Source organism: Paraburkholderia bengalensis (assembly GCF_037126505.1).
Classification (GTDB): Bacteria; Pseudomonadota; Gammaproteobacteria; order Burkholderiales; family Burkholderiaceae; genus Paraburkholderia; species Paraburkholderia bengalensis.
In genome coordinates, this window is sequence record NZ_JACFYJ010000059.1 from 1 (window position 1) to 22,637 (window position 22,637).

Below are 22,637 nucleotides of genomic sequence, written 5' to 3' on the forward strand. Positions count from 1 at the left end.
GACAAACGACCCGGCCGCGCATGCGACCGGGTCGTCAAATCCCGCCCTTCACGTTACACCGTTCGGTACCTCAGAAAAGACCTTAACTGAACGGCATTAGCCCATCGGGGCGGTTTTTTTTTATGCCGTTGCACGTGCAACGACGTGCGGGTGTGAGTCGGTCAACGCGCTCACTCGCCGACAGCCGCCATCCCGCCGACCACCGAACTGAAGCCGCTGTCCACGTGCATGATCTCGGCTGTTACGCCCGCTGCGAGGTCCGACATCAGGAACGCGGCCGCATTGCCGACCTGGTCGATCGTCACGTTGCGCTTGAGCGGCGCGTTGTCTTCGACGAAATCGAGAATCTTGCTGAAACCCTTAATGCCGCTCGCCGCGAGCGTCTTGATCGGACCCGCCGAAATGCCGTTGACGCGAATCCCCTTGCCGCCAAGCGATACCGCCAGATAGCGCACGCTCGCTTCGAGCGATGCTTTTGCGAGGCCCATCGTGTTGTAGTTCGGGATTGCTTTTTCGGCGCCGAGATACGACAGCGTCAACAGCGCCGCGTTGTCCGACAGCATCGGCAGTGCGGCTTTCGCGAGCGCGGGGAAGCTGTATGCCGAAATGTCGTGCGCAATGCGGAAGTTTTCGCGCGTCATGCCGTCGAGAAAGTCGCCCGCGATTGCTTCGCGCGGCGCGAAGCCGATCGAATGCACGAGACCGTCAAGGCCGTCCCAATGTTCTTTCAGCGAAGCGAACAACGCATCGATCTGCGCGTCGTCGGCGACGTCGCACGGGAACACCAGGTTGCTGCCGAATTCGGTGGCGAATTCGGTGATGCGGTCCTTGAAGCGATCGCCCACATAGGTGAACGCCAGTTCTGCGCCTTCGCGCTTGCAGGCCTGCGCGATACCGTACGCAATCGAACGGTTCGACAGGAGACCTGTCAACAAGATTCGTTTACCAGCGAGGAAGCCCATGAATTCTCCTAATGAGGTCTGCGCGCCGCGAGATCGAGGTGCGGGAACGCGCGGGATTTTGGGTAGAATTCTCTCACATTGCAACCGCCCAACGACCACACCGAACCAATAAGGCACCCATGACAACAAGCACGCGACGGGTTCAAGCGCCGCGCTCGACATGGCGCATTCCGATTCGTGTGCTCTCGCGTGTGCGTTGCACAGCGTCGGCGTTGTGCGTGGGGGCGCTGATCGGCGTGTCGCCCGTCACGATTCAACAGGCGAGCGCCGCGTACGCCATCGCGCAATACGGCGAGCCCAAGTATCCGGCCGGTTTCGCGCACTTCGATTACGTCAATCCCGACGCGCCGCGCGGCGGCACACTTGTCCTTGCGAATCCCGACCGCTCGACGAGCTTCGACAAGTTCAATCCGTTCACGCTGCGCGGCAACGCGGCGCCCGGTATCGGTTTGCTGTTCGAGAGCCTGACGACAGGCAGCGCCGACGAAGTCGCGTCCGCCTACGGCCTGCTCGCCGACGACATCGACGTGGCGCCAGACGGCCTGTCGACCACGTTCCACATCAATCCGCACGCGCGCTTTTCGAACGGCGACGCCGTCACGGCGGAGGACGTGAAGTTCTCGTTCGACACCTTGAAGAGCCCGCAGGCCGCGCCGCAATACGCCGCCTATTTCGCGGAGATCGCGCGCTGTGTGATCGTCGATCCCGCGACGGTGCGTTTCGAATTCAAGCAGCACGATCGCGAATTGCCGTTGCTCGCGGGCGGCATGCCCGTGTTCTCGCGCAAGTGGGGCGTGAAGCCGGACGGCAGTCGCACGCCGTTCGATCAACTCGCGTTCGAGAAACCGATCGGCAGCGGTCCGTATCTGATCGAGCGCTACGACAACGGCCGCACGATCACCTACAAACGCGATCCGCACTATTGGGGCGACAAGCTCCCCGTGCGCGTCGGCATGTACAACTTCGAGCGCATCAATTACAAGCTGTATTCGGATTCGACCGCGCGGCTCGAAGCGTTCAAGGCGGGCGAGTACGACGCACTCGTCGAGTACGTCGCGCGCAACTGGGTGCGGCGCGACGTCGGCAAGAAGTTCGACAGCGGCGAGCTGATCAAGCGCGAATTTCCGCAGCACAACGGCACGGGGATGCAGGGCTTCATTCTGAACCAGCGCCGGCCGCTGTTCGCCGACGTGCGCGTGCGCAAGGCGCTCGATCTCGCGCTCGATTTTCAATGGCTCAACCGGCAGCTGTTCTATAGCCAGTACAAACGGATCGACAGCTACTTCGTCAACACCGATTTGCAGGCGAAGGGTTCGCCGTCGGCGGGCGAACTGAAGCTGCTCGAACCGTGGCGCGCACAGATCGAACCGGGCGTGTTCGGCGTGCCGCCCAAGCAGCCCGACACGGATCCGCCGCGTTCGCTGCGCGCCAATCTGCTCGAAGCGCGCGCGCTGCTCGCGCAAGCCGGCTGGACGTATCGCGACGGCGCGCTGCGCAACGCGAAGGGTGAGCCATTCGTGTTCGAGATTCTCGACGACTCCGGCTCGTCGGCGACATTCGATCCCGTCTATGCGCCGTATATCCGCAATCTGCAGAAGCTCGGCATCGAGGCGCGCACGCGCACGGCGGACTTCGCGGTGTACCAGAAGCGGCTCGACGCGTTCGACTTCGACGTCACGACGATCCGTTTCCCCGACGTGCAGGTGCCGGGCGCGGACATGATCGATCGCTTCGGCAGCAAGGCCGCCGGTGAGCCGGGCTCGGGCAATCTGATCGGCCTCAAGTCGCCTGCTGTCGATGCGATCCTGAGCGCGCTCACGGGCGCGCAGACGCGCGAGCAGCTCGTCGACGCCGTTCATGCGCTCGATCGCGTGCTGATCAATGGCTACTACATGGTGCCGCACTGGTATAGCGCGACGCATCGCGTGGCGTTCAAGCGCGGCTTCGCCTGGCCGAAGACGCTGCCGCTGTACTATACGGCGGAAGGGTGGATCACCTCGATGTGGTGGTTCGCGAACGCCGAATCAGCCCAATCAGCGCAATGAGCGCAATGAGCGCAATAAACGCAACGAGCGCACTGACCGCGTGACCTTCATGCACTTTTGATTCCGGACGGCCGCCATGTGGAGCTATATCCTCAAACGTCTGCTGTTGATGATCCCGACGTTGATCGGCGTGCTGACGCTGACCTTCGCCGTGATCCAGTTCGTGCCGGGCGGACCCGTCGAGCAGGCGGTGCACGAACTGCGCCGCAACACGGCCGAAGGTGGCGCGCCATTCGGACTGCGCGCGCATAGCGGCGTCGATGCGCAGCAGGTCGCGCAACTGAAGGCGCTGTACGGCTTCGACAAGCCGCCGCTCGAACGCTACTGGCTGATGCTCAAGCGCTTCTCGCACTTCGATCTCGGCCAGAGCTATTTTCGCCACCAAAGCGTGTGGTCGCTGATCGTGTCGAAGCTGCCTGTGTCGATCAGCATCGGGCTGTGGACGTTCTTTCTCACCTATCTGATTTCCGTGCCGCTCGGCATCGCGAAGGCGGTGCGCAACGGCTCGCGCTTCGATGTCGCGACGAGCCTGATCGTGCTGATCGGCTACGCGATTCCTGGCTTCGTGCTCGGCGTGCTACTGCTCGTGCTGTTCGGCGGCGGCACATTTCTGCAGCTGTTTCCGCTACGCAATCTCACCTCCGACAACTGGGCGCAGTTGAGCCTGTCCGGCAAGATTCTCGATTATCTGTGGCACATCACGCTGCCCATCGTGGCCTCCGTGGTCGGCAGCTTTGCCGTCGTCACGATGCTGACTAAAAACGCGTTCCTCGATGAAATCCGCAAGCAATACGTGCTGACGGCGCGCGCGAAGGGGCTGTCCGAGCGGCGCGTGCTGTGGAAGCACGTGTTTCGCAATGCGCTATTGCCGTTGATCGTCGGCTTTCCGGCGGCGTTCATCGGCGCGTTCTTCACGGGCAGTCTGCTGATCGAGACGCTCTTCTCGCTCGATGGGCTCGGGCTGCTGTCGTACGAGTCGGTGGTTCGGCGCGACTATCCCGTCGTGCTCGGCACGCTGTATCTCTTCACGCTGATCGGGCTCGCGACCAAGCTCATCTCCGATCTCTGCTACGTGTGGGTCGATCCACGCATTCAATTCGAACAACTGGAGCGCTGATTTGAGCCGCGTTCGTACAGATGCCGAAGTGTCGTCGCGCGCGCAGCCGGTGCGCGCGTTCGTGTCGCCTTCGCCGGCGCGCCGCGTGTGGCTGCGCTTCCGGCAGCAGCGGCTCGGCTACTGGAGTCTGATCGTGTTCGTCGTCGCATTCGCGGCGAGTGTGGCCGCGCCGCTGTGGTCGAACGACAAGCCGCTCGTGGTGCGCTATGACGGCCACTTCTATTTTCCGCTGGTGAAGTCTTACCCCGAGACCACGTTCGGCGGCGACTTCCCGACGCCGGCCGACTATCTCGATCCGTACATCAAGCATCGCTTCGACGCGCCTGGCAACTTCGCAATCTACCCGTTGAACCGCTATTACTACGACACGCTGAATTACTTCTCGAAGGTGCCGAACCCCGCGCCGCCTTCGCGCGACAACTGGCTCGGCACGGACGACCGCGGCCGCGACCTGTTCGCGCGGCTCGTGTATGGCTTTGCGGTGTCGGTGGAGTTTGCGCTCGTGCTGACGCTGATCGGCACCGTGCTCGGCGTGTTGGCGGGCGCCGTGCAGGGCTTTTTCGGCGGCAAGACGGACATCATCGGGCAGCGGCTGATCGAAATCTGGAGCGCGTTGCCGGAGCTGTATTTGCTGATCATCTTCGCGTCGATCTTCGAGCCGGGCTTCATCCTGTTGATCGTGCTGCTGTCGCTGTTCGGCTGGATCGGGCTTTCCGACTACGTGCGCGCCGAGTTCCTGCGCAACCGTCAACAAGACTACGTGCGCGCCGCGCGCGCGATGGGCCTGTCGAACTGGCAGATCATCTGGCGTCACGTGCTGCCCAACAGCCTCACGCCCGTCATCACGTTCCTGCCGTTCCGCATGAGCGGCGCGATTCTCGCACTGACCAGCCTCGACTTTCTCGGCCTTGGCGTGCCGCCGCCGACACCGAGCCTCGGCGAGCTGCTCGCGCAAGGCAAGGCGAATCTCGACGCGTGGTGGATTTCGATGTCGACGTTCGGCGTGCTCGTCGTGACGCTGCTGCTGCTGACTTTCATGGGCGACGCGCTGCGCAACGCGCTCGACACGCGCATCTCCGATGCAATGAAGGCGGGAGGCAACCAGTGAGCGCGCAACCCGCCATGTACGACGGGCCGTTGCTCGATATCGACCGCTTGCGCGTGACGTTCGGTGACACGGTCGCCGTCGATGGCGTATCGCTGTCAATCGGTCGCGGCGAGCGCGTGGCGCTGGTCGGCGAGTCGGGCTCCGGCAAGAGCGTGACGGCGCTATCCATTCTACGGCTCTTGAGCGACGCGCAGACGAGCGGCTCGATCCGCTTCAACGGCGAAGACCTGCTCGCCAAAAGCGAGCGCGAGATGCGCGGGCTGCGCGGCTCCGACATCGCGATGATCTTTCAGGAGCCGATGACGGCGCTCAACCCGCTGTACACGGTCGGCGAACAGATCGCCGAAACCATCGTGCTGCACGACGGCGTCGGCGCAAGCGAGGCGCGCAAGCGCGCCGTCGCGCTGCTCGATCGCACGGGCATCGCGGAGCCGGGCAAGCGCGTGAACAGCTATCCGCATCAGTTGTCGGGCGGCCAGCGGCAGCGCGCCATGATCGCGATGGCGCTCGCGTGCCGCCCGCGGCTGCTCCTCGCCGACGAGCCGACCACCGCGCTCGACGTGACGATCCGGGCGCAGATCGTCGAACTGCTGCTCGAACTGCAGCGCGACGAAGCCGAAAAGCGCGGCATGGCCGTGCTGCTGATCACGCACGATCTGAATCTCGTGCGGCACTTCGCGCAGCGCGTGGCCGTGATGGAGAAGGGCGTGCTCGTCGAGAGCGGTCCCGTCGAGACGCTGTTCGCGTCGCCGCAGCATCCGTACACGCAACGGCTGCTGCAAAGCCGGCCTGAGCGCACCGTGGTGCCCGTGCTGCCCATTTCGCCTGTGCTGCTGGACGCGCGTGATGTGAGCGTCGATTTTCGGACGAAGCTGCCGGGTTTCGCCGGCTGGTTTCGCTCGGGCCGTTTTCGCGCGGTGGCGGACGCGACGGTGTCGGTGCGTCAGGGCGAGACGCTTGGCATCGTCGGCGAATCGGGTTCCGGCAAATCGACGCTGGCGATGGCGCTGCTCGGCCTTCAGCGCGTCTCGCACGGCGAGATCGAATTTCAGGGCCGGGCGCTTGGCAGCTATCGGGGGCGCGATCAGACGGCGTTGCGCTCCAGCATGCAGGTCGTCTTCCAGGATCCTTTTAGTTCACTTTCGCCGCGGCAAACCATCGAGCGGATTGTCGGCGAGGGACTTGCGCTTCATCGGCCGCAACTCGGGAGCGACGCACGTCGCGACAAGGTCGTTTCCGTGCTGCGGGAAGTGGGGATCGACCGCACGGCGCTGCACCGTTATCCGCACGAGTTCTCCGGCGGGCAGCGGCAGCGCATTGCGATTGCGCGCGCGCTCGTCCTCGAGCCGCGCATCCTGATACTCGACGAGCCGACCAGTGCGCTCGACGTCTCGATCCAGCAACAGGTCTTGAAACTGTTAACGGGGTTGCAGCAGAAATACAACCTCGGGTTTGTGTTCATCAGCCACGATCTCGCCGTGATTGGCGCGATGGCGCACCGGGTGGCGGTGATGCAAAACGGTGCAATCGTGGAGACCGGGGAGGTCGGGAACGTGTTCGCCGAACCCGCGCATCCTTACACTCGAAAGCTATTGAAAGCCGCCTTCGCGACTTGACATTCACCAATTGGGTGCGGCGCGCCATTGAATTTTTCTATTTGTTTTGACAATGGAATACTTACTGGCTAGTATCGACCAAACTTTTCGTAGCCTGTTGATTTACAGGCAAAAACTACCGCAGCTACTGCGATAACCAAGACCAACCACCAGACCAATGCAGCACCGAAATCTCACCCAGGCTTGCACGCGCGTCGTCGCCGGGATGTTCATTGGCGTACTGATGGCCGCAGCTCCCGGCGCTTTCGCCGATGAAGTAAGCAGCTTTAACCAGAATGCCTCATTTTCGACCTCCTCGGGGTCGAACTCTGTCTCCTCCACCACACAAGCCAGCACAAGCGCTGCGTCGAATTCCGAGAGCGGCGCCCGTTCGTTTTTGTCGGGCATGGCCGGCAAGGCGGGCGACGTCGTCGTCGGCGCGCTGAACATGATCGGCGTGCGGTACCGTTGGGGCGGTGATACGCCGGATTCCGGCCTCGATTGCAGCGGTTTCGTCCGCTACGTGTTCCAGGACACGCTCGGTATGGCGCTGCCGCGCCGCGCGGAAGAAATGAGCCGTGTCGGCGAGAAGGTTCGCGTTTCGGATCTGAAGCCGGGCGATCTCGTCTTCTTCAATACCATGCGCCGCACGTTCTCGCACGTTGGCATCTATATCGGCGACAACAAGTTCGTGCATTCGCCGTCAACGGGCAGCACGATCCGTGTCGACGACATGGACGACGGTTATTGGGAAAAGCGGTTCACGGGCGCGCGCCGTATCGAGTCGACGGTGCCGCAGCAACAGGAGCTGCGTCAGCGCGTCAGCGCGACGATCGGTGGCAGCAACTAGGACGATCGACAGTCGAACGGTTTGAAATCAAAGGCCCGCTTCTGCCGAAGCGGGCCTTTTGCTTTGTCACATCACGTTGCCGCGCTTGATTTTCGCGCGTACGACAGTTTTGCTGCGAGAGCGAACATCAACAATCAGACGGTGGCGCGCGCGGCGGCGAGCTTGCGCAGCAGTTCCGGCGCGATGCGCGCTGCCGCTTCTTCGCCCGCCAGGATCGCCGCGTTGCGCTGTCCGAAGTCGGTACCGCTCATTGCATTCAGATTCGGACGAATCACAACGTCAGCGTATTTGTCGAGTTCATACGCCTTGATCGTCTGACCCATGATCGTGAAAGTTTGCATCAGCACGTCGAATGAGCTTTCGGTCACGGCGGTCTCGGGGCGTGCGGAAATATCGACGGCGATCACGAAGTCCGCGCCCATCTTGCGCGCGAACGAGGCGGGCACCGGGCTGACGAGGCCGCCGTCGACATACTCGTGTCCGCCGATCTTCACCGGTTCGAACACGGAAGGCACGCTCGACGACGCGCGCACTGCGATGCCCGTGTTGCCGCGCTGGAACAGAATCGGCTGGCCTGTTTTCAGATCCGTTGCGACGACGCCGAGCGGCCTTGTCATCTTTTCGATCGGCCGATTGTCGAGCGTCTTGTTCAGAAAATTCTGCAATGCGACGCCTTGCAGAAGGCCGCGCGTGCGAAACGGCATGGCCCAGTCGCTGATCGATGCTTCGTCCATCGTCAGCGCGAGCTTGTTGAGCGCGAATCCGTTCAATCCCGACGCATACAGCGCGCCGACCACTGAGCCGGCGCTCGTGCCGCATACCAGGTCCACCTGGATGTTGCGTGCCTCGAGCGCCTTGATCACGCCGATATGGGCAAAGCCGCGCGCGGCGCCGCCGCCCAGCGCAAGCCCGACGCGCAGCGGGCGCTGCGGCTTGATGGCGAGCGGTGCGGGCGGGATCGACGCGGTGCTGGGTGTCGGCGCGACGTTCTCGGGCTTGCCGCCCGTCGACGCGCAAGCGGAAAGGACGGCGGAAGCCGCCGCGATCGAAAATGTACGGCGGGACAGGTGTGGCGATGACGGTTTCAACGAACTCTCCAGCGACGGCGCCGACGTTCATCCGGAAGCGTCGCGCCGCGTGTCTTGCAAAGGCGATCGCCGGCGGCGATCGACGCGCGCTGCACAGAGCCGGTTGGCAGCGCGCGCACATCTTAATGCAAACGGGGCCCACGGCGACGCGGGTCGAGGAAATCCTCCACGGGCGCCATCGAAGGCGCTGGACCGGACAGGCGCGCCTCGCCGCGGCCGCGGCGTGACGACGCCGCGATCCCATGCGCCCGGGCTTCGACGGGTATAATTCGTGTCTCTTTTTCATCGCGTTCGCGCCGTTGCATGCTGTTGTCGTCGGCGTGGTACGCGAACCGTTTTCGTAGCCGCGCCCGCATTCGATGTTCGGCGGCGCAGGCGTCCGCCTTCGAGTTATCGCACATGACCACTCCCGTTCGCACCCGCTTCGCTCCGAGCCCAACTGGCTTCATCCACCTCGGCAACATCCGCTCTGCGCTGTATCCGTGGGCGTTCGCGCGCAAATCGAAGGGCGTGTTCGTGCTGCGTATCGAGGACACGGATGTCGAGCGCTCGACCGAGCAATCCGTCGATGCGATTCTCGAGGGCATGCAGTGGCTCGGGCTCGACTACGACGAAGGTCCGTTCTATCAGATGCAGCGCATGGACCGTTATCGCGAAGTGCTCGCGCAGATGCAGGAACAGGGGCTCGTCTACCCGTGCTACATGTCGACGGAAGAGCTCGACGCGTTGCGCGAGCGTCAGCGCGCCGCAGGCGAGAAGCCTCGCTACGACGGCACGTGGCGCCCGGAGCCCGGCAAAGTGCTGCCGACGCCGCCCGAAGGCGTGAAGCCGGTGCTGCGCTTTCGCAATCCGCTGACGGGCGTCGTCGCGTGGGACGATGCCGTGAAGGGCCGCGTCGAAATCTCGAACGAAGAACTCGACGACCTGGTGATCGCGCGTCCGGACGGCACGCCGACCTATAACTTCTGCGTCGTGGTCGACGATCTCGACATGAAGATCACGCACGTGATTCGCGGCGACGACCACGTGAACAACACGCCGCGCCAGATCAACATTCTGCGTGCGCTCGGCGCCGAGCCGCCCGTGTACGCGCACTTGCCGACCGTGCTGAACGAGCAGGGCGAAAAGATGAGCAAGCGTCACGGCGCCATGAGCGTGATGGGCTACCGCGACGCCGGCTACCTGCCGGAAGCCGTGCTGAACTATCTGGCGCGTTTGGGCTGGTCGCACGGCGACGCCGAAATTTTCTCGCGCGAACAGCTGATCGAATGGTTCGATCTCGAGCACCTGGGCAAGTCGCCGGCGCAGTACGACCACAACAAACTCAACTGGCTGAACAACCACTACATCAAGGAAGCGGATAACGCGCGTCTCGCCGATCTGAGCAAGCCGTTTTTCGCGGCGCTCGGCATCGACGACGCAGCGATCGCGAGGGGCCCGGATCTGGCGGGCGCGATCGGTCTGATGAAGGATCGCGCGTCGACGGTGAAGGAAATCGTCGATAACGCCGCGATGTTCTATCGCGAGCCCACTCCCGATGCCGATGCGCTTGCGCAGCATGTGACGGATGCGGTGCGTCCGGCGCTTGCCGATCTTGCCGCGGCACTAAAGAACTGCGAATGGACCAAGGAGGGCATCGCCGCGGCGCTGAAAGCGACGCTCGGCGCGCACAAGCTCAAGATGCCGCAACTCGCGATGCCTGTGCGTCTTTTGGTGGCGGGCACCACGCACACTCCTTCGATCGACAGCGTGCTGATGTTGTTCGGTCGCGATGTGGTCGTGAGCCGGATCGAAAAGGCGTTGGGCTGAGCTTCGACGGGGTGCATCTGGCCCGCGCCACGAGGCTGCGAAACGAACGGCGCGACGCAAACGCAGCCTCGCAAAAAAATTGCACGAAGCGACTCAAAAGGTATTTACAAAGCAAAAATTGCTATCTACAATCTCGCTTCTGTTCTGCAAGGGGGTATAGCTCAGCTGGGAGAGCGCTTGCATGGCATGCAAGAGGTCAGCGGTTCGATCCCGCTTACCTCCACCATCAGAACAAAGTGAAGTCGCTCCGGTTAGCCGGAAGTTGTAGCAAAAAAGACTTCACAAGCGGTTGTAAAGCAGTTAAAATGGCGGTCTTCGCTGCTGATGAATGAAGTTAGCGGCAAGAACGAGACAGATCTGCAAAGATTATGTCCCCTTCGTCTAGAGGCCTAGGACATCACCCTTTCACGGTGAGTACAGGGGTTCGAATCCCCTAGGGGACGCCAGATTACTGGCGTTGCTTGAAGTTGAAGCAATGCGCTTGCGAGACCTAACCGACGCTCGCAAGTCAGGTAGCAAGACTGGAGTGGTAGTTCAGTCGGTTAGAATACCGGCCTGTCACGCCGGGGGTCGCGGGTTCGAGTCCCGTCCACTCCGCCAGATTAAGCCCGTTCGGTGAGCGGGCTTTTTCATTAAAGGTGTAAGCAGTAAAGTGTGAAGTACGTTGTCCCCTTCGTCTAGAGGCCTAGGACATCACCCTTTCACGGTGAGTACAGGGGTTCGAATCCCCTAGGGGACGCCAGAATACTGGCGTTGCTTGAAGTTGAAGCAATGCGCTTGCGAGATCTAACCGACGCTCGCAAGTCAGGTAGCAAGACTGGAGCGGTAGTTCAGTCGGTTAGAATACCGGCCTGTCACGCCGGGGGTCGCGGGTTCGAGTCCCGTCCGCTCCGCCAAGACAAGAAGCCCGCTGAATTGTCAGCGGGCTTTTTTGTTTTTTCGCCCCGAATCTGCGCATCGCTGAGATTCGCCGACACCGCCGGCAACGGCACAAGAAACGCCGGCAAATATCGTTGTGGGGCAAACAGCCATTGCCACCGCGATCGACGTGACTTAACGTTGAGCGGATCGACTCTTCCGTCCCCGTGCGATGCTCGACCCGACCGACGCTCCATCTCCCTTCCATTTGCGCAAGGCCAGCATGGACGACTTCCAGTTCGCCGAGGCGCTGACGCGCAACAACATGGGCGGATACTATCGCCGGCATCACCTCGTGTGGCGCAGCGATCTGTTTCTTGCGAGCTGGCGCGAGTCTGAAAATTTCATCCTCGAGGTGGATCGCGAACGGATCGGCGTGCTGCGCATCACGGAAGAGGGCGACTCGCTGCATATCCGCGACGTGCAGATTGCGGAGGGGCATCGGCGGCGCGGCGCGGGCACGTATCTACTGAATATTTCTCACCGCTGGGCGCGGGCGCGCGGGCTGGCGGAATTGCAGTTGCGCGTATTCGTCGATAATCCCGCCGCACGGCTCTATCAACGGATGGGTTATCGGCTCGCAGGCCCGCGGCTCGCGCAGCTGGGTTCGATCCGCCATATGGCGCGGCGCGTTTGAGCACGTTGCGGGCGACCGCACCGATCTTCGGCGCGGTTCATGTGGAGAGCCGCTGCAGCCGCGCTCCCGTCACATCGAACTGTCCTCTTCCTCATCGCGCTCCCGCTCGCCACGCCGGTGCTCCGCGCCACGCACCATGAATGCCCGCGGACTTTCTCCGAACGCGCGCCGGAACATCGCCGAAAATGCGCTCTGGCTCTTGTAGCCCAACTCACGCGCCACGTGCGATAGCGGCCGCCCCTGGCTAAGCAGCGGGATTGCCCGAGCGAGCAGCGCTTGCTGACGCCATTGCGAGAAGCTGACACCGAGTTCTTGCCGGAAGAGTCGCGCGATGGTGCGCGTGCTGGCGCCGATCGTCGAGGCCGATTGCTCCAGTGAGTCGGCGTTGGCGGGATCGGCCAGCACGGCTTCGCACAACGCGCGCAGGCGCTTTTCCGTCGGCATCGGCACGGATAGCGGCAGGGGCTGCGAGCGCGTGATTTCGTCGAGCGCCAGCGCGCCCAAGAGCCGCTCGCGCTCGGTTGGCAGATCTGACGTGTCGAGGGCTGCAATGACTTCTCGCAACAGCCCCGACACCTCGACGACCCTGCACGCGTCCAGTCCTGCCGGCACGGCCGCCTCATTGATGTAGAGCGTGCGCAGGAAAGCTTCTTCGACGATCACGACTTCGTGCAGCACATACGGCGGCACCCATATCGCGCGCGACGGCGGCACCATCCACGTGGTGCCGAACGTGCCGACGCGCAGCACGCCACGCGACGCGTACGCCACCTGCGCCCACGCGTGCGTGTGCCGCGCGATTCGAACGCCAGCGGGCATGGGCCGGGAGCGCACGCGGATGGGGTGCGTCGGCGTGGGCGCGAACTCCGGTGGAATGTCGGCGAAATCGACGCGCGTGGACAATTCGGCCGGCGCTGGTGGCGCGAGCGGCGTGGAGCGGGCAGCTTCGGTCATGTCGGAACGAAAGTAAGCAGCCGACAATCGGCCGCGTGACGTTTGTCATTGTAGGGTTGTGCACTTCGTCCGCCCATTGGCCGATCGGACGATGCGACATCGCGAAAATGGCGCGGCATAATGCACCGGATTCGTTTCACCGGGAGACGTCGATGAATTTTGCAACCGCAGACCTGTGCGACGCCCACGAAGACCAGTTGGCAGCGGGCACGTTGCGCGTGCTCGAGCCCGTGTTCAGCCGCTTTGGCCGCGCTTCGTGCTTTGGCGGCGAAGCCGTCACGCTCAAGGTGTTCGAAGACAACACGCTAGTGCGCGCCACGCTCGAAGAAAAAGGCGCGGGCCGCGTGCTGGTGATCGACGGCGGCGGCAGTCTGCGCTGCGCGCTGGTCGGCGGCAATCTCGGCAAGCTCGGTGAAAAGAACGGCTGGGCTGGGATCGTCGTGTTCGGCTGCGTGCGCGACACGCTGGAATTGAACGAGTGCAATCTCGGCATCGCCGCGCTTGCGACGCATCCGCAGCGCAGCCAGAAGCGCGGCGGCGGAGAGCGCGACGTCCCGGTGCATTTGCCCGGTACGATCGTGCGTCCGGGCGAATGGCTGTATGCGGATGTCGACGGAATCCTGGTGGCGAGCGCGTCGCTTCTGTGAAGCCTCGCGCGGCGATTGAGATGTGTGCGAACGGAGGGTAGTGGACTGATGCAGAACGTGTTTGTGTACGGCACTTTGCGTGCGGGCGAAATCAACGACATCGGCGCCGCGGCGGCGCGCAACGACATCGCGGCACCGACGCTGATCGGCGCAGCCACCTTGCGCGGCCGGCTGTTCGATTTCGGCGCCTATCCGGGCTTCGTGCCAGACGAAGCGGGCGTTCACGTGCGAGGCGACGTCTACGAAATCGACGACGAACTCGTTGCTGTACTCGACGAGATCGAACAGGTCTATCCGGGCGTCGAAGGATTGTTCATGCCGCGCGAAGTGATCGTCGAAGTCGAAGGTACGCCCGTGACGTGCCGTTATTATCCCGTGCAGTCCGACGCCGTCACCGGCTTGCCGGAGATTCGCGGCGGCGATTGGGTCGCGCATCGGCGCACGAACGGACGCTGACGGCTCGCTTGAGACACGACATGCGGCGCTATATTCAGCGCCACATTCCTCCGTCGGCACCTGTAAAGAACGCGCGCAGCAAGGAAAAAGAATGGCCCAGCGGGCATGACGCCCGCCAGGCCACCCCGGTCGGTCAACCATTACGCTACCGCGACAGATCGAGCGCGAATCCCGCAGATCCAGCCACGCCGCACGCGGTCGCGTCGCGGCTTAGGCATCCAGGCTGGCGCGCCTGTCCTCGCACTGTCCAGCGTCAAAGTTCTTCGTAAAGCGGCAGCGTCAGGAATTCGGTGAAATTCTGCGCCGTCGACATGTCGCTGAAGATCTGCGCGGCGCGATCGTATGGCTTCGTGTCGCCCGTGATCGCGGCCTTCACCTTGTCGAGCTCCTGCGCCGACAGTTCGCGCACGAGTTCGGCCGTCACCTTGCGGCCGTCGTCGAGCTTGCCCTTCGGCGAGCGAATCCACTGCCAGACTTGCGAGCGTGAAATTTCCGCCGTCGCCGCGTCTTCCATCAGATTGTGGATCGGCACACAGCCATTTCCCGCCAGCCACGAGCCAAGGTAGTGAATGCCGACGTTGATGTTGTTGCGCAAGCCCGCTTCCGTAATGGGCGCTTCCGGCCGGAAGTCGAGCAGATCCTTGCTCGTCACCTGCACGTCGTCGCGTTGCTTGCCGATCTGGTTCGGTTTGTCCCCGAGCACCTTGACGAATTCTTCCATTGCGATGGGCACGAGGCCCGGATGCGCGACCCAGCCGCCGTCGTAGCCGTCCGTCGCGTCGCGCGCCTTGTCCGAGCGCACGCCCGCCATCGCCTTGTCGTTTGCGGCCACATCGTTCTTGATCGGGATCAGCGCGCTCATGCCGCCGATGGCAGGCGCGTGGCGCCGGTGGCACGTCTTCAGCAGTTGCAGCGCGTACGCGCGCATGAACGGCACCGTCATCGTGATCTGCGAGCGATCCGCGAGGCAGAAGTCCTTGTCGTTCTTGAACTTCTTGATGGCGGAGAAGATGTAGTCCCAACGTCCGGCGTTCAGTCCTGAGCTGTGCTCACGAAGTTCGTACAGAATCTCATCCATTTCGAACGCGGCCAGGATCGTTTCGATCAGCACCGTCGCGCGAATCGTACCGCGTGGCACGCCGACTGCTTCCTGCGCCGCGATGAAGATGTCGTTCCACAGCCGCGCTTCCAGATGGCTTTCCATCTTTGGCAGATAGAAGTACGGCCCCGTGTTGCGCGACAGCTGTTCCTTCGCGTTGTGATGCAGGAACAGCGCAAAGTCGAAGATGCCGCCCGACACGCGTTGTCCGTCCACCGTCACGTGCTTCTCGTCCAGATGCCAACCGCGCGGACGCACGATCAGCGTCGCGATCTTGTCGTTGAGCCGGTACGACTTGCCGTTCTGCTCCAGCGAGATCGTGCGGCGCACGGCTTCCTTCAGATTGACGTGGCCGGTGATCTGGTTCGCCCAACTCGGCGCATTCGAATCCTCGAAGTCCGTCATGTACGCGTCCGCGCCCGAGTTCAGCGCGTTGATGACCATCTTGCGCTCGACGGGGCCCGTGATTTCGACGCGTCGGCATTGAAGATCTAGCGGCAGCGGCGCGATCGTCCAGTCGCCTTCCCGGATGCTCTTCGTTTCTTCGAGAAAATCGGGGCGCTCGCCGGCATCCAGACGCCTGGCGCGCTCGGCGCGCGCCTTGAGCAGTGCCTGGCGACGCGGCTCGAACGTGCGATGCAGGCTCGCGACGAGTTCCAGCGCCTGCGGCGTCAGAATGGCCTCGAAGCCGGGCCGGCTCTCGCCGGTGATGGTCATGCCCTGTGGAAGCGACAACGTATTCGCCATGATTTCTCCTTGGTCGGTCAGTTTCAAAGTTGCGTGTTGATGCAGTTGCAAGGCGCCGTCCTGATCCATTGCGCATCGGGCGCCAGGTCCGCACGCACCAGGGCTGTGGCGCTGCGGGGTTAATCGGTATCGCGTGCGCTATCGGTGTTCGTGTTTGCCCGCTTTCCTTGCGGTCTTTGCGGGCGAAGTGTGGTTGTCGATGTGGTTGGCGATAAAGGCGATCAGGTCGCTCATGCTGCGACCTGTGCCGTGCGCCGTAACGCCCAGCTCCTCGGCGGGTACGCCTTGACGGTTGAGCCAGAACACGGTGTAGCCGAACCAGTTCGCACCGCACGCGTCCCAGCCGTTGGACGACACGAAAACGATCTCGCGGGGCGCCGCGCCGAACGCCCCGGTGCCGAGCGCGTAGCTGGCGGGCGCGGGCTTGAACGCGCGCACGGCATCGACGGACAGCACGTGATCGAACATCCCCGACATCCCTGCGCTCTTGACAGCAATGTCGAGCATTTGCGGATTGCCGTTCGAGAGAATCGCGAGACCGATGCGCGCATCGCCTGACGTACCGCCCGATCCACCGCGAATAGTGCGCAACTGGCGCAATGCAGGCAGCACATCGGGGAATGCGGACAGGCACGCGTATTCGTCCATCAGGCGCTTTTCGCCGGCCGCGTTCAGCGGGAGGCCGAGCTTGCGTGCGGCGAAGCGCAGCGCGTCGAGCGTGATGTTCCAGAACGGCTGATAGCGCGCGCCGGCGGGATCGGAGGCCGTGCGCAACTGCGCGTATTCGATCTGTTTTTGCCGCCACAACTGCGAAAGGGCATCGCCGTGGCCGGGGAACATCTGCTCCGCGGCAGCGACGACGGAATGGACGTCGAACAACGTGCCATACGCGTCGAAGATCACTGCTTTGGGGGAGAGTGTCGTTGTGGCCGACATTGCCTTGCGCTCCTTCAGAGGTCGGGATGGATTCTATTCGTGACGGTTGGTGCTAAAAAAGAGTCTAACGATCACTTGATCTTTTACTTTCATCACCCTAATCTGACGCGAATCGTCTAATTCGTGCGCGATCATTGCGCGCCACCCTTCGCAGATGGACCGCTTCAAGCAGATCGAGACTTTCGTGACTGTCGCCGCGCGCGGCAGCCTGTCGGCGGCAGCCCAGGCCGAGGGCGTCGCGCCCGCAATCATCGGACGCCGCATCGACGCGCTCGAGGAGCGCCTTGGCGTCAAGCTGCTGGTGCGCACCACGCGCCGCATCACGCTGACCTACGAAGGCTCGGCGTTTCTCGAGGACTGTCAGCGCATCATTCACGACATGCAGAACGCCGAGGCCAGCGTCTCCGCGGGCGGCGTGAAGGCGAGCGGCCACCTGCGCGTGTCCGCGCCCGCCGGCTTTGGACGCAGGCACGTCGCGCCGCTCGTGCCCGTGTTCGCGCTCGCACATCCGGACGTGTCGATCTCGCTCGATCTGTCCGATCGCATGGTGGATCTCGTCAATGAAGGATTCGACTGCGCCGTTCGGCTTGGAGAATTGCCTGATTCGTCGCTTGTCTCGCTGAAACTGGGTGAGAACAAACGCGTGTGCGTGGCATCGCCGGCTTACCTTGCGCGTCGCGCGGCGCCGCAGACGCTCGCCGATCTCGCGCACCACAATTGCCTCGCGCTCGGCGGGAGCGCGAACCAGCAGCGCGGCTGGGTGTTCCAGCAGGGCGACAAGGTCGTCACGATCAAGGTGTCGGGCACGATGGAGTGCTCGGACGGCGCGGTGCTGCACGAGTGGTGCCTCGAAGGGCACGGGCTCGCGTGGCGTTCGTGGTGGGAAGTCGGCACGGACATCGCGGCGGGGCGCCTCGTGAGCGTGCTGGATGCGTACGCCGCGCCCCCCATCGGAATTCACGCGGTGTTTCCGCAGCGGCGTCATTTGCCGTTGCGCGTGCGTCTGTTCCTCGACTTTCTGAAGCATACATATGGCAATCCGGCCTACTGGGTCTGACGGCAGCGGCTGCCTGGCCGCACGCTGCGTGTTGGACTGCGCGCGGGTTTCCGATATGCGGACATGCCCGCACGCGCCGCTTGCACGACATTTCGGCGCACTACAATCGTTCTGACAGCCCGCCGCGCGGCTTCTCGACCGCTGCGGCGCAGGCGGTTGCGCGCGCAGAGGCTCAGGCGTCGTCCCGCCTGGAAAGGCATGGGGCACAGGACGGCAGGCACGCGCATTCCACACCTGCAGTCGACGACGGAGGGCATCATGTTCAAGCACATCCTCGTTCCGACCGATGGTTCGGACCTGTCGAAGAAGGCCATCGACGGCGCGATCGACCTTGCTCAGGCCGTCGGCGCGCGCGTCACCGCGTATGCGTGCCTGCCGCAGTATCCGTACTCGCCTTTTTCGGAAGTCGTGATCGAGCCGCCCGTCGACTTTCAGGACCGCAGCGAGCGCGAGGCGCGCCAGCATCTGCAGGAAGTGGAGGAGGCAGCGCGCGGCGCGGGTGTCCAGTGCACGAGTCAGACGAGCGTGCATCCGTCGCCGTATCTCGGCATTATCGAAGCCGCCGAGCAGGGCGGCTGCGACGTGATCTTCATGGCGTCGCATGGGCGGCGCGGACTCGGCAGTCTGCTGATCGGCAGCGAGACGCAGCGCGTGCTCACACATACCAAGATTCCGGTGATCGTCTATCGATAAGGGCGTTGCGTCCGCCGGACGTTGACGCTACGCCGGTTCCGAACGCAAGCGACGCGTGTCCACGCGTGCAGATAAAAGCGCACGCCAGCGTCTGGCCGGCACGCGGATTCGCAGCGGCAGATACGCGACGTAGCTGACTGTCTCGATCCGGTTCGGAGACTTCGCGCGCAATCGCCCTAAGCACGCCGGGCGGCATGGGGCTGCCGCCCGGACTTCGTCCGTGGAAGATGTGAAGAACGGCCCTCTACGGGGCCGTTTTTCACGCTGCTGCGTGCAGGAAGCAATGCGAGAAGCTATGCGAAGACGCGGTGAGAAGCGGCGCGCATCTTCCAGCCGTTGAATCCGCCGATGACGTCAGACGGTTCAGGCGACCTTCTTGTTATCGAAGAACTGCTCGTCTTCCGTGGAGCCGTGCAGTGCCGTCGTCGACGCTTCGCGCTCGACCGTCTGCGTGACGGCGTCGAAGTAGCCCGTGCCGACTTCGCGCTGATGCTTCACGGCCGTGAAACCCCGCTCGGCGGCGGCGAATTCGGCCTGCTGCAGTTCGACGAACGCGCTCATCTGCTGGCGCGCGTAGCCGTGCGCGAGGTTGAACATCGAGTAGTTCAGCGCGTGGAAGCCCGCGAGCGTGATGAACTGGAATTTGTAGCCCATCGCGCCGAGTTCCTTCTGGAATTTCGCGATCGTCGCGTCGTCGAGGTTCTTTTTCCAGTTGAACGACGGCGAGCAGTTGTACGACAGCATCTTGCCCGGGAATTCCTTGTGAATCGCCTCGGCGAATTTCTTCGCGTACTCGAGGTCCGGCTTGCCCGTCTCGCACCAGATCAGATCGGCATACGGCGCGTACGCGAGACCGCGCGACACAGCCTGTTCGAGGCCCGGCTTCGTGCGGAAGAAGCCTTCGACCGTACGCTCGCCCGTCAGGAACGGCTTGTCGTTGTCATCGACATCCGACGTGATCAGGTCGGCGGCTTCTGCGTCGGTACGCGCGATCAGCACAGTCGGCACGCCGCAGACGTCGGCGGCGAGACGCGCGGCCGTCAGCTTCGCGACGTTTTCGCGCGTCGGCACGAGCACCTTGCCGCCCATGTGGCCGCACTTCTTCACGGAAGCCAGCTGGTCCTCGAAGTGCACGCCTGCCGCGCCCGCTTCGATCATCGCCTTCATCAGTTCGAACGCGTTCAGCACGCCGCCGAAACCGGCTTCCGCGTCGGCCACGATCGGCGCGAAGTAGTCGATGTAGCCTTCGTCGCCCGGATTCTTGCCTTCCGACCACTGGATCTGGTCGGCGCGCGTCAGCGTGTTGTTGATGCGCTTGACGACGAGCGGCACCGAGTTGGCGGGATACAGCGACTGGTCCGGATACATTTCGCCCGCCACGTTGGCGTCGCCCGCGACCTGCCAGCCTGATAGATAAATAGCCTTCAGGCCGGCCTTGACCTGCTGCATCGCCTGGTTGCCCGTCAGCGCGCCAAGCGCGTTGACGAACGGCTCGTCGTGCATGGCTTGCCACAGCCTTTCAGCGCCGCGGCGGGCGAGCGTGTGCTCGGGCTGGATCGAGCCGCGCAGACGCACGACGTCTTCCGCCGTGAAGCCGCGCTTGATGCCCTTCCAGCGGCTGTCCGTTTCCCATTGTTGTTGAAGCTGCTTTGCCTGTTCGTTGCGCGACATGGTGTGCTCCTTTTGCCTTAAGAGGGTTCGTAGGTCCGGTGACTTCGCGAAGCGGGTTGCCGGAGGCGTTTCGTTTCGCGAACTCTTATATAAGAGTCTAGGCAAAAGGCCGGAGGCGGAACAGCCGCGCCCACGTCTTTTCGTGAGATTTTTATTCTTTAAGATTCAATACGTTGTGATGTTTGTTTCACAATAAGAAATGAGATTTTCCATCTCGCAACCGGTCGTGTTGTGCCACGCAGCACGGTTTTTTACGACGCAAAAAAATTTTTCGCATTGTGGAATATTCGCGGACGCGAAAAAAAAACCGGCGCCGAAGCGCCGGTTCTGCGTTGCAGACGGCCGGGGGCCGTGCATGAGCAGGTTCCGCGAGTGCGACGCAGGCGATTTAGTCGCCGCGGCGCGTGTTGCGCGGACCGTCGTTGCGACGTGCCGCGTAACCGCCTTCGCGCGAGAAGCCGCCTTCGCGGTTGCCGCGATAGCCTTCGCCGCGATAGCCGCCTCCGTCGCGCGAACCGCCGAAGCCGCCTTCACGGTTGCCGCCGGCGGGCTTGTCGCCCCAGCTACGGCCGCCGCCATTGCCGCCTTCGCGCGCGCCATAGCCGCCGCGATTGCCGTCACGCGCGCCGTAGCCGCCGCCGTTGCCGTAACCCGGCTTGCCGCCGCCGCTGCCGAAGCGTCGGCCGCCATTGCCACCGCCCGGACGGCCACGGCCGCCGAAGCTGCCGCGACCGTTCGCGGGCGGCGCCTTGCGCGGCTCGAAGCCGGCGACGACGTTGACGGGCAGCGGCGAACGCACGAAGCGCTCGATGCGCTTGAGCGCGCCCTGTTCGGCGTGGTGCACGAGGCTCACCGCGACACCCGAGCGCCCGCGCGGCCCGTGCGGCCAATGCGGTGCACGTAGTCTTCGGCGAACTTCGGCAGGTCGTAGTTGAACACGTGCGTGATGCCGGGGATGTCGATGCCGCGTGCTGCGACGTCGGTGGCCACCAGCACGCGCACGCGGCGCTCGCGCAGCGCGCGGATCGTGCGATTGCGCGCGCCTTGCGGCAGGTCGCCGTGCAGCGCGGCCGATTCGAAGCCGGCGTCGGCGAGACGGCCGGCAAGCATGTCGGCGTCGCTCTTGGTCGCCGTGAACACGATGGCCTGGTCGAGGCTCGTGTCGCGCAGCAGATGGTCGAGCAGACGATCCTTGTGATCGCGGTCATCCACGTAGTGCACGCTCTGCGCGATGTTGGCGCCCGACTCGATCTTTTGCGTGATCTCGATACGCTCGGGGTCTTTCAGCAGACGGCCCGTCAGCGAGCCGATCTTGCCGTCGAGCGTCGCCGAGAACAGCATCGTCTGGCGCGTCGCGGGCGTGGCCGCGACGATGGTTTCGATGTCGTCGATGAAGCCCATGTCGAGCATGCGGTCGGCCTCGTCGAGCACGAGCATCTGCAGTTGCGACAGGTCGATACGGCCGCGCTCCAGGTGATCGAGCAGACGGCCCGGCGTGGCGACGAGAATTTCAGGGTTTTTCGCGAGCAGCATCAACTGCTGGCCGTACGCGACGCCGCCGAGGATGCTGACCGTGCGCAGACGCTTCAGGTGTTTGCCGTATGTCGAGGCGGCCGTCGTGACCTGCATCGCGAGTTCGCGGGTCGGCGTGAGGACCAGCAGGCCCGGACGCGCGACGGGCATCGGACGGCGGCTGCGGCCACCGGCGTTGTCGGTGCGCGGCTCGCGCGGCTGGTTGGCCTGCGCCTTTTGCAACTGGGCGAAACGCTCGATGGCGGGAAGCATGAACGCTGCCGTCTTGCCCGAACCCGTCGGGCTCGACACCAGCAGGTCGCGGCCCGCGATGCCAGCCGGGATCGCGCGCTGCTGCACGGGTGTCGGCGCCTTGTAGCCGGCGGCCGTCAATGCCGAGACGATCTCCGCCGACAGACCCAGCGACGCGAACGTCGGGCCTTCGGCTTCGGGAGCTTGCACAGCCGTTTCCGGCGTGTCGAGACCGAGAGCTTGATCGGCGATGGCGTTCAACGGGCTGGAGGTATTGCTCGAAGTCATGAGAATCCTTGAATCATGGGAAAAAACACGTCGGCGCCAATCGGCATACCCAAGTCGTCGGATTCAGCGAGCAAAGAAGCAGCGAGCAAATCAAAAAACGGGGGCAACTCGCGGCAATGAAGGCGAGTTTCTCGTTAGAAGCTGTATCGGATGCGACAGGCCGGGATTGGCTTGCCGCCAGCCTGGACTTGCGGCC

17 protein-coding genes, 5 tRNA genes and 1 pseudogene are annotated in these 22,637 nt (G+C 63.5%); 16 read left to right on the top strand and 7 right to left on the bottom strand.

Annotated features, from left to right (window positions below):
* Window positions 1–170 precede the first annotated feature (170 nt).
* Window positions 171–962, bottom strand: a complete 792-nt coding sequence (gene fabI, locus H3V53_RS27900; protein WP_054926650.1) for an enoyl-ACP reductase FabI — start codon at window positions 960–962, stop codon at window positions 171–173.
* 119 nt (window positions 963–1,081) lie between these two features.
* Between fabI and H3V53_RS27905 the strand changes: the two genes are divergently transcribed.
* The 5 genes from H3V53_RS27905 to H3V53_RS27925 all read left to right on the top strand — a co-directional run bounded on the left by H3V53_RS27905 (window position 1,082) and on the right by H3V53_RS27925 (window position 7,677).
* Window positions 1,082–3,007, top strand: a complete 1,926-nt coding sequence (locus tag H3V53_RS27905; protein WP_336600685.1) for an extracellular solute-binding protein — start codon at window positions 1,082–1,084, stop codon at window positions 3,005–3,007.
* 76 nt (window positions 3,008–3,083) lie between these two features.
* The gene (locus tag H3V53_RS27910; RefSeq protein WP_054926648.1) at window positions 3,084–4,124 is read left to right on the top strand and encodes an ABC transporter permease subunit; all 1,041 of its coding nucleotides are present in this window, start codon (window positions 3,084–3,086) and stop codon (window positions 4,122–4,124) included.
* Between the two features lies 1 nt (window position 4,125).
* On the top strand, window positions 4,126–5,232 hold the full coding sequence (locus tag H3V53_RS27915) for an ABC transporter permease subunit (protein WP_054926647.1): 1,107 nt from the start codon (window positions 4,126–4,128) through the stop codon (window positions 5,230–5,232).
* A 14-nt stretch (window positions 5,233–5,246) separates the two neighbouring features.
* Window positions 5,247–6,848 (top strand): ABC transporter ATP-binding protein, encoded by a 1,602-nt coding sequence (locus H3V53_RS27920; RefSeq protein WP_336600712.1) that lies wholly within the window; start codon window positions 5,247–5,249, stop codon window positions 6,846–6,848.
* A gap of 157 nt (window positions 6,849–7,005) precedes the next feature.
* Complete coding sequence (locus tag H3V53_RS27925) at window positions 7,006–7,677, top strand: NlpC/P60 family protein (protein ID WP_054926645.1); 672 nt, start codon at window positions 7,006–7,008, stop codon at window positions 7,675–7,677.
* Window positions 7,678–7,811: 134 nt separating this feature from the next.
* Here the strand turns inward: H3V53_RS27925 and H3V53_RS27930 are convergent, their stop codons facing one another.
* Window positions 7,812–8,765, bottom strand: coding sequence for a patatin-like phospholipase family protein (locus H3V53_RS27930; RefSeq protein ID WP_336600686.1), 954 nt, complete (start codon window positions 8,763–8,765; stop codon window positions 7,812–7,814).
* 399 nt (window positions 8,766–9,164) lie between these two features.
* On the opposite strand from H3V53_RS27930, the gene gltX reads away from it, so the two are divergent.
* The 7 genes from gltX to H3V53_RS27965 all read left to right on the top strand — a co-directional run bounded on the left by gltX (window position 9,165) and on the right by H3V53_RS27965 (window position 12,129).
* On the top strand, window positions 9,165–10,574 hold the full coding sequence (gene gltX, locus H3V53_RS27935) for a glutamate--tRNA ligase (RefSeq protein WP_054927224.1): 1,410 nt from the start codon (window positions 9,165–9,167) through the stop codon (window positions 10,572–10,574).
* Between the two features lie 150 nt (window positions 10,575–10,724).
* A tRNA-Ala gene (locus H3V53_RS27940) sits at window positions 10,725–10,800 on the top strand.
* A gap of 144 nt (window positions 10,801–10,944) precedes the next feature.
* Window positions 10,945–11,020 (top strand) — tRNA-Glu (locus H3V53_RS27945).
* Between the two features lie 77 nt (window positions 11,021–11,097).
* Window positions 11,098–11,174, top strand: a tRNA-Asp gene (locus H3V53_RS27950).
* Window positions 11,175–11,240: 66 nt separating this feature from the next.
* Window positions 11,241–11,316: transfer RNA gene (locus H3V53_RS27955), tRNA-Glu, on the top strand.
* A gap of 77 nt (window positions 11,317–11,393) precedes the next feature.
* Window positions 11,394–11,470, top strand: a tRNA-Asp gene (locus tag H3V53_RS27960).
* A 194-nt stretch (window positions 11,471–11,664) separates the two neighbouring features.
* The gene (locus H3V53_RS27965; protein ID WP_336600687.1) at window positions 11,665–12,129 is read left to right on the top strand and encodes a GNAT family N-acetyltransferase; all 465 of its coding nucleotides are present in this window, start codon (window positions 11,665–11,667) and stop codon (window positions 12,127–12,129) included.
* 69 nt (window positions 12,130–12,198) lie between these two features.
* Here the strand turns inward: H3V53_RS27965 and H3V53_RS27970 are convergent, their stop codons facing one another.
* On the bottom strand, window positions 12,199–13,083 hold the full coding sequence (locus H3V53_RS27970; RefSeq protein WP_336600688.1) for an AraC family transcriptional regulator: 885 nt from the start codon (window positions 13,081–13,083) through the stop codon (window positions 12,199–12,201).
* A gap of 152 nt (window positions 13,084–13,235) precedes the next feature.
* Between H3V53_RS27970 and rraA the strand changes: the two genes are divergently transcribed.
* Window positions 13,236–13,730: a ribonuclease E activity regulator RraA gene (gene rraA, locus H3V53_RS27975; RefSeq protein WP_336600689.1), complete on the top strand. Its 495-nt coding sequence runs from the start codon at window positions 13,236–13,238 to the stop codon at window positions 13,728–13,730.
* Between the two features lie 48 nt (window positions 13,731–13,778).
* Window positions 13,779–14,186, top strand: coding sequence for a gamma-glutamylcyclotransferase family protein (locus tag H3V53_RS27980; RefSeq protein ID WP_336600690.1), 408 nt, complete (start codon window positions 13,779–13,781; stop codon window positions 14,184–14,186).
* Window positions 14,187–14,439: 253 nt separating this feature from the next.
* Here H3V53_RS27980 and aceB read toward each other — a convergent pair whose 3' ends face one another.
* Window positions 14,440–16,032, bottom strand: a complete 1,593-nt coding sequence (aceB, locus tag H3V53_RS27985; RefSeq protein WP_336600691.1) for a malate synthase A — start codon at window positions 16,030–16,032, stop codon at window positions 14,440–14,442.
* Between the two features lie 138 nt (window positions 16,033–16,170).
* The gene (locus H3V53_RS27990; protein WP_336600692.1) at window positions 16,171–16,968 is read right to left on the bottom strand and encodes a haloacid dehalogenase type II; all 798 of its coding nucleotides are present in this window, start codon (window positions 16,966–16,968) and stop codon (window positions 16,171–16,173) included.
* Between the two features lie 154 nt (window positions 16,969–17,122).
* On the opposite strand from H3V53_RS27990, the gene H3V53_RS27995 reads away from it, so the two are divergent.
* Together H3V53_RS27995 and H3V53_RS28000 are read left to right on the top strand one after the other, a co-directional pair.
* Window positions 17,123–18,025 carry a LysR substrate-binding domain-containing protein gene (locus H3V53_RS27995; RefSeq protein WP_054926636.1) on the top strand — a complete coding sequence of 301 codons (903 nt, stop codon included), beginning with the start codon at window positions 17,123–17,125 and terminating at the stop codon, window positions 18,023–18,025.
* 258 nt (window positions 18,026–18,283) lie between these two features.
* Window positions 18,284–18,718, top strand: coding sequence for a universal stress protein (locus H3V53_RS28000; RefSeq protein ID WP_054926640.1), 435 nt, complete (start codon window positions 18,284–18,286; stop codon window positions 18,716–18,718).
* Window positions 18,719–19,081: 363 nt separating this feature from the next.
* Here H3V53_RS28000 and aceA read toward each other — a convergent pair whose 3' ends face one another.
* Window positions 19,082–20,389, bottom strand: a complete 1,308-nt coding sequence (gene aceA, locus H3V53_RS28005) for an isocitrate lyase (protein WP_054926635.1) — start codon at window positions 20,387–20,389, stop codon at window positions 19,082–19,084.
* Window positions 20,390–20,777: 388 nt separating this feature from the next.
* Window positions 20,778–22,441, bottom strand: a pseudogene (locus tag H3V53_RS28010) (DEAD/DEAH box helicase).
* Between the last annotated feature and the right edge of the window lie 196 nt (window positions 22,442–22,637).

Bases quoted from the DNA above. Each gene is read 5' to 3' on its own strand.
- aceB (WP_336600691.1), bottom strand. From the start codon at position 16,032: ATGGCGAATACGTTGTCGCTTCCACAGGGCATGACCATCACCGGCGAG.
- H3V53_RS27920 (WP_336600712.1), top strand. From the start codon at position 5,247: ATGTACGACGGGCCGTTGCTCGATATCGACCGCTTGCGCGTGACGTTC.
- H3V53_RS27965 (WP_336600687.1), top strand. From the start codon at position 11,665: ATGCTCGACCCGACCGACGCTCCATCTCCCTTCCATTTGCGCAAGGCC.
- H3V53_RS27905 (WP_336600685.1), top strand. From the start codon at position 1,082: ATGACAACAAGCACGCGACGGGTTCAAGCGCCGCGCTCGACATGGCGC.
- aceA (WP_054926635.1), bottom strand. From the start codon at position 20,389: ATGTCGCGCAACGAACAGGCAAAGCAGCTTCAACAACAATGGGAAACG.
- H3V53_RS28000 (WP_054926640.1), top strand. From the start codon at position 18,284: ATGTTCAAGCACATCCTCGTTCCGACCGATGGTTCGGACCTGTCGAAG.
- rraA (WP_336600689.1), top strand. From the start codon at position 13,236: ATGAATTTTGCAACCGCAGACCTGTGCGACGCCCACGAAGACCAGTTG.
- H3V53_RS27910 (WP_054926648.1), top strand. From the start codon at position 3,084: ATGTGGAGCTATATCCTCAAACGTCTGCTGTTGATGATCCCGACGTTG.
- gltX (WP_054927224.1), top strand. From the start codon at position 9,165: ATGACCACTCCCGTTCGCACCCGCTTCGCTCCGAGCCCAACTGGCTTC.
- H3V53_RS27925 (WP_054926645.1), top strand. From the start codon at position 7,006: ATGCAGCACCGAAATCTCACCCAGGCTTGCACGCGCGTCGTCGCCGGG.
- H3V53_RS27980 (WP_336600690.1), top strand. From the start codon at position 13,779: ATGCAGAACGTGTTTGTGTACGGCACTTTGCGTGCGGGCGAAATCAAC.
- H3V53_RS27990 (WP_336600692.1), bottom strand. From the start codon at position 16,968: ATGTCGGCCACAACGACACTCTCCCCCAAAGCAGTGATCTTCGACGCG.
- H3V53_RS27970 (WP_336600688.1), bottom strand. From the start codon at position 13,083: ATGACCGAAGCTGCCCGCTCCACGCCGCTCGCGCCACCAGCGCCGGCC.
- fabI (WP_054926650.1), bottom strand. From the start codon at position 962: ATGGGCTTCCTCGCTGGTAAACGAATCTTGTTGACAGGTCTCCTGTCG.
- H3V53_RS27995 (WP_054926636.1), top strand. From the start codon at position 17,123: ATGGACCGCTTCAAGCAGATCGAGACTTTCGTGACTGTCGCCGCGCGC.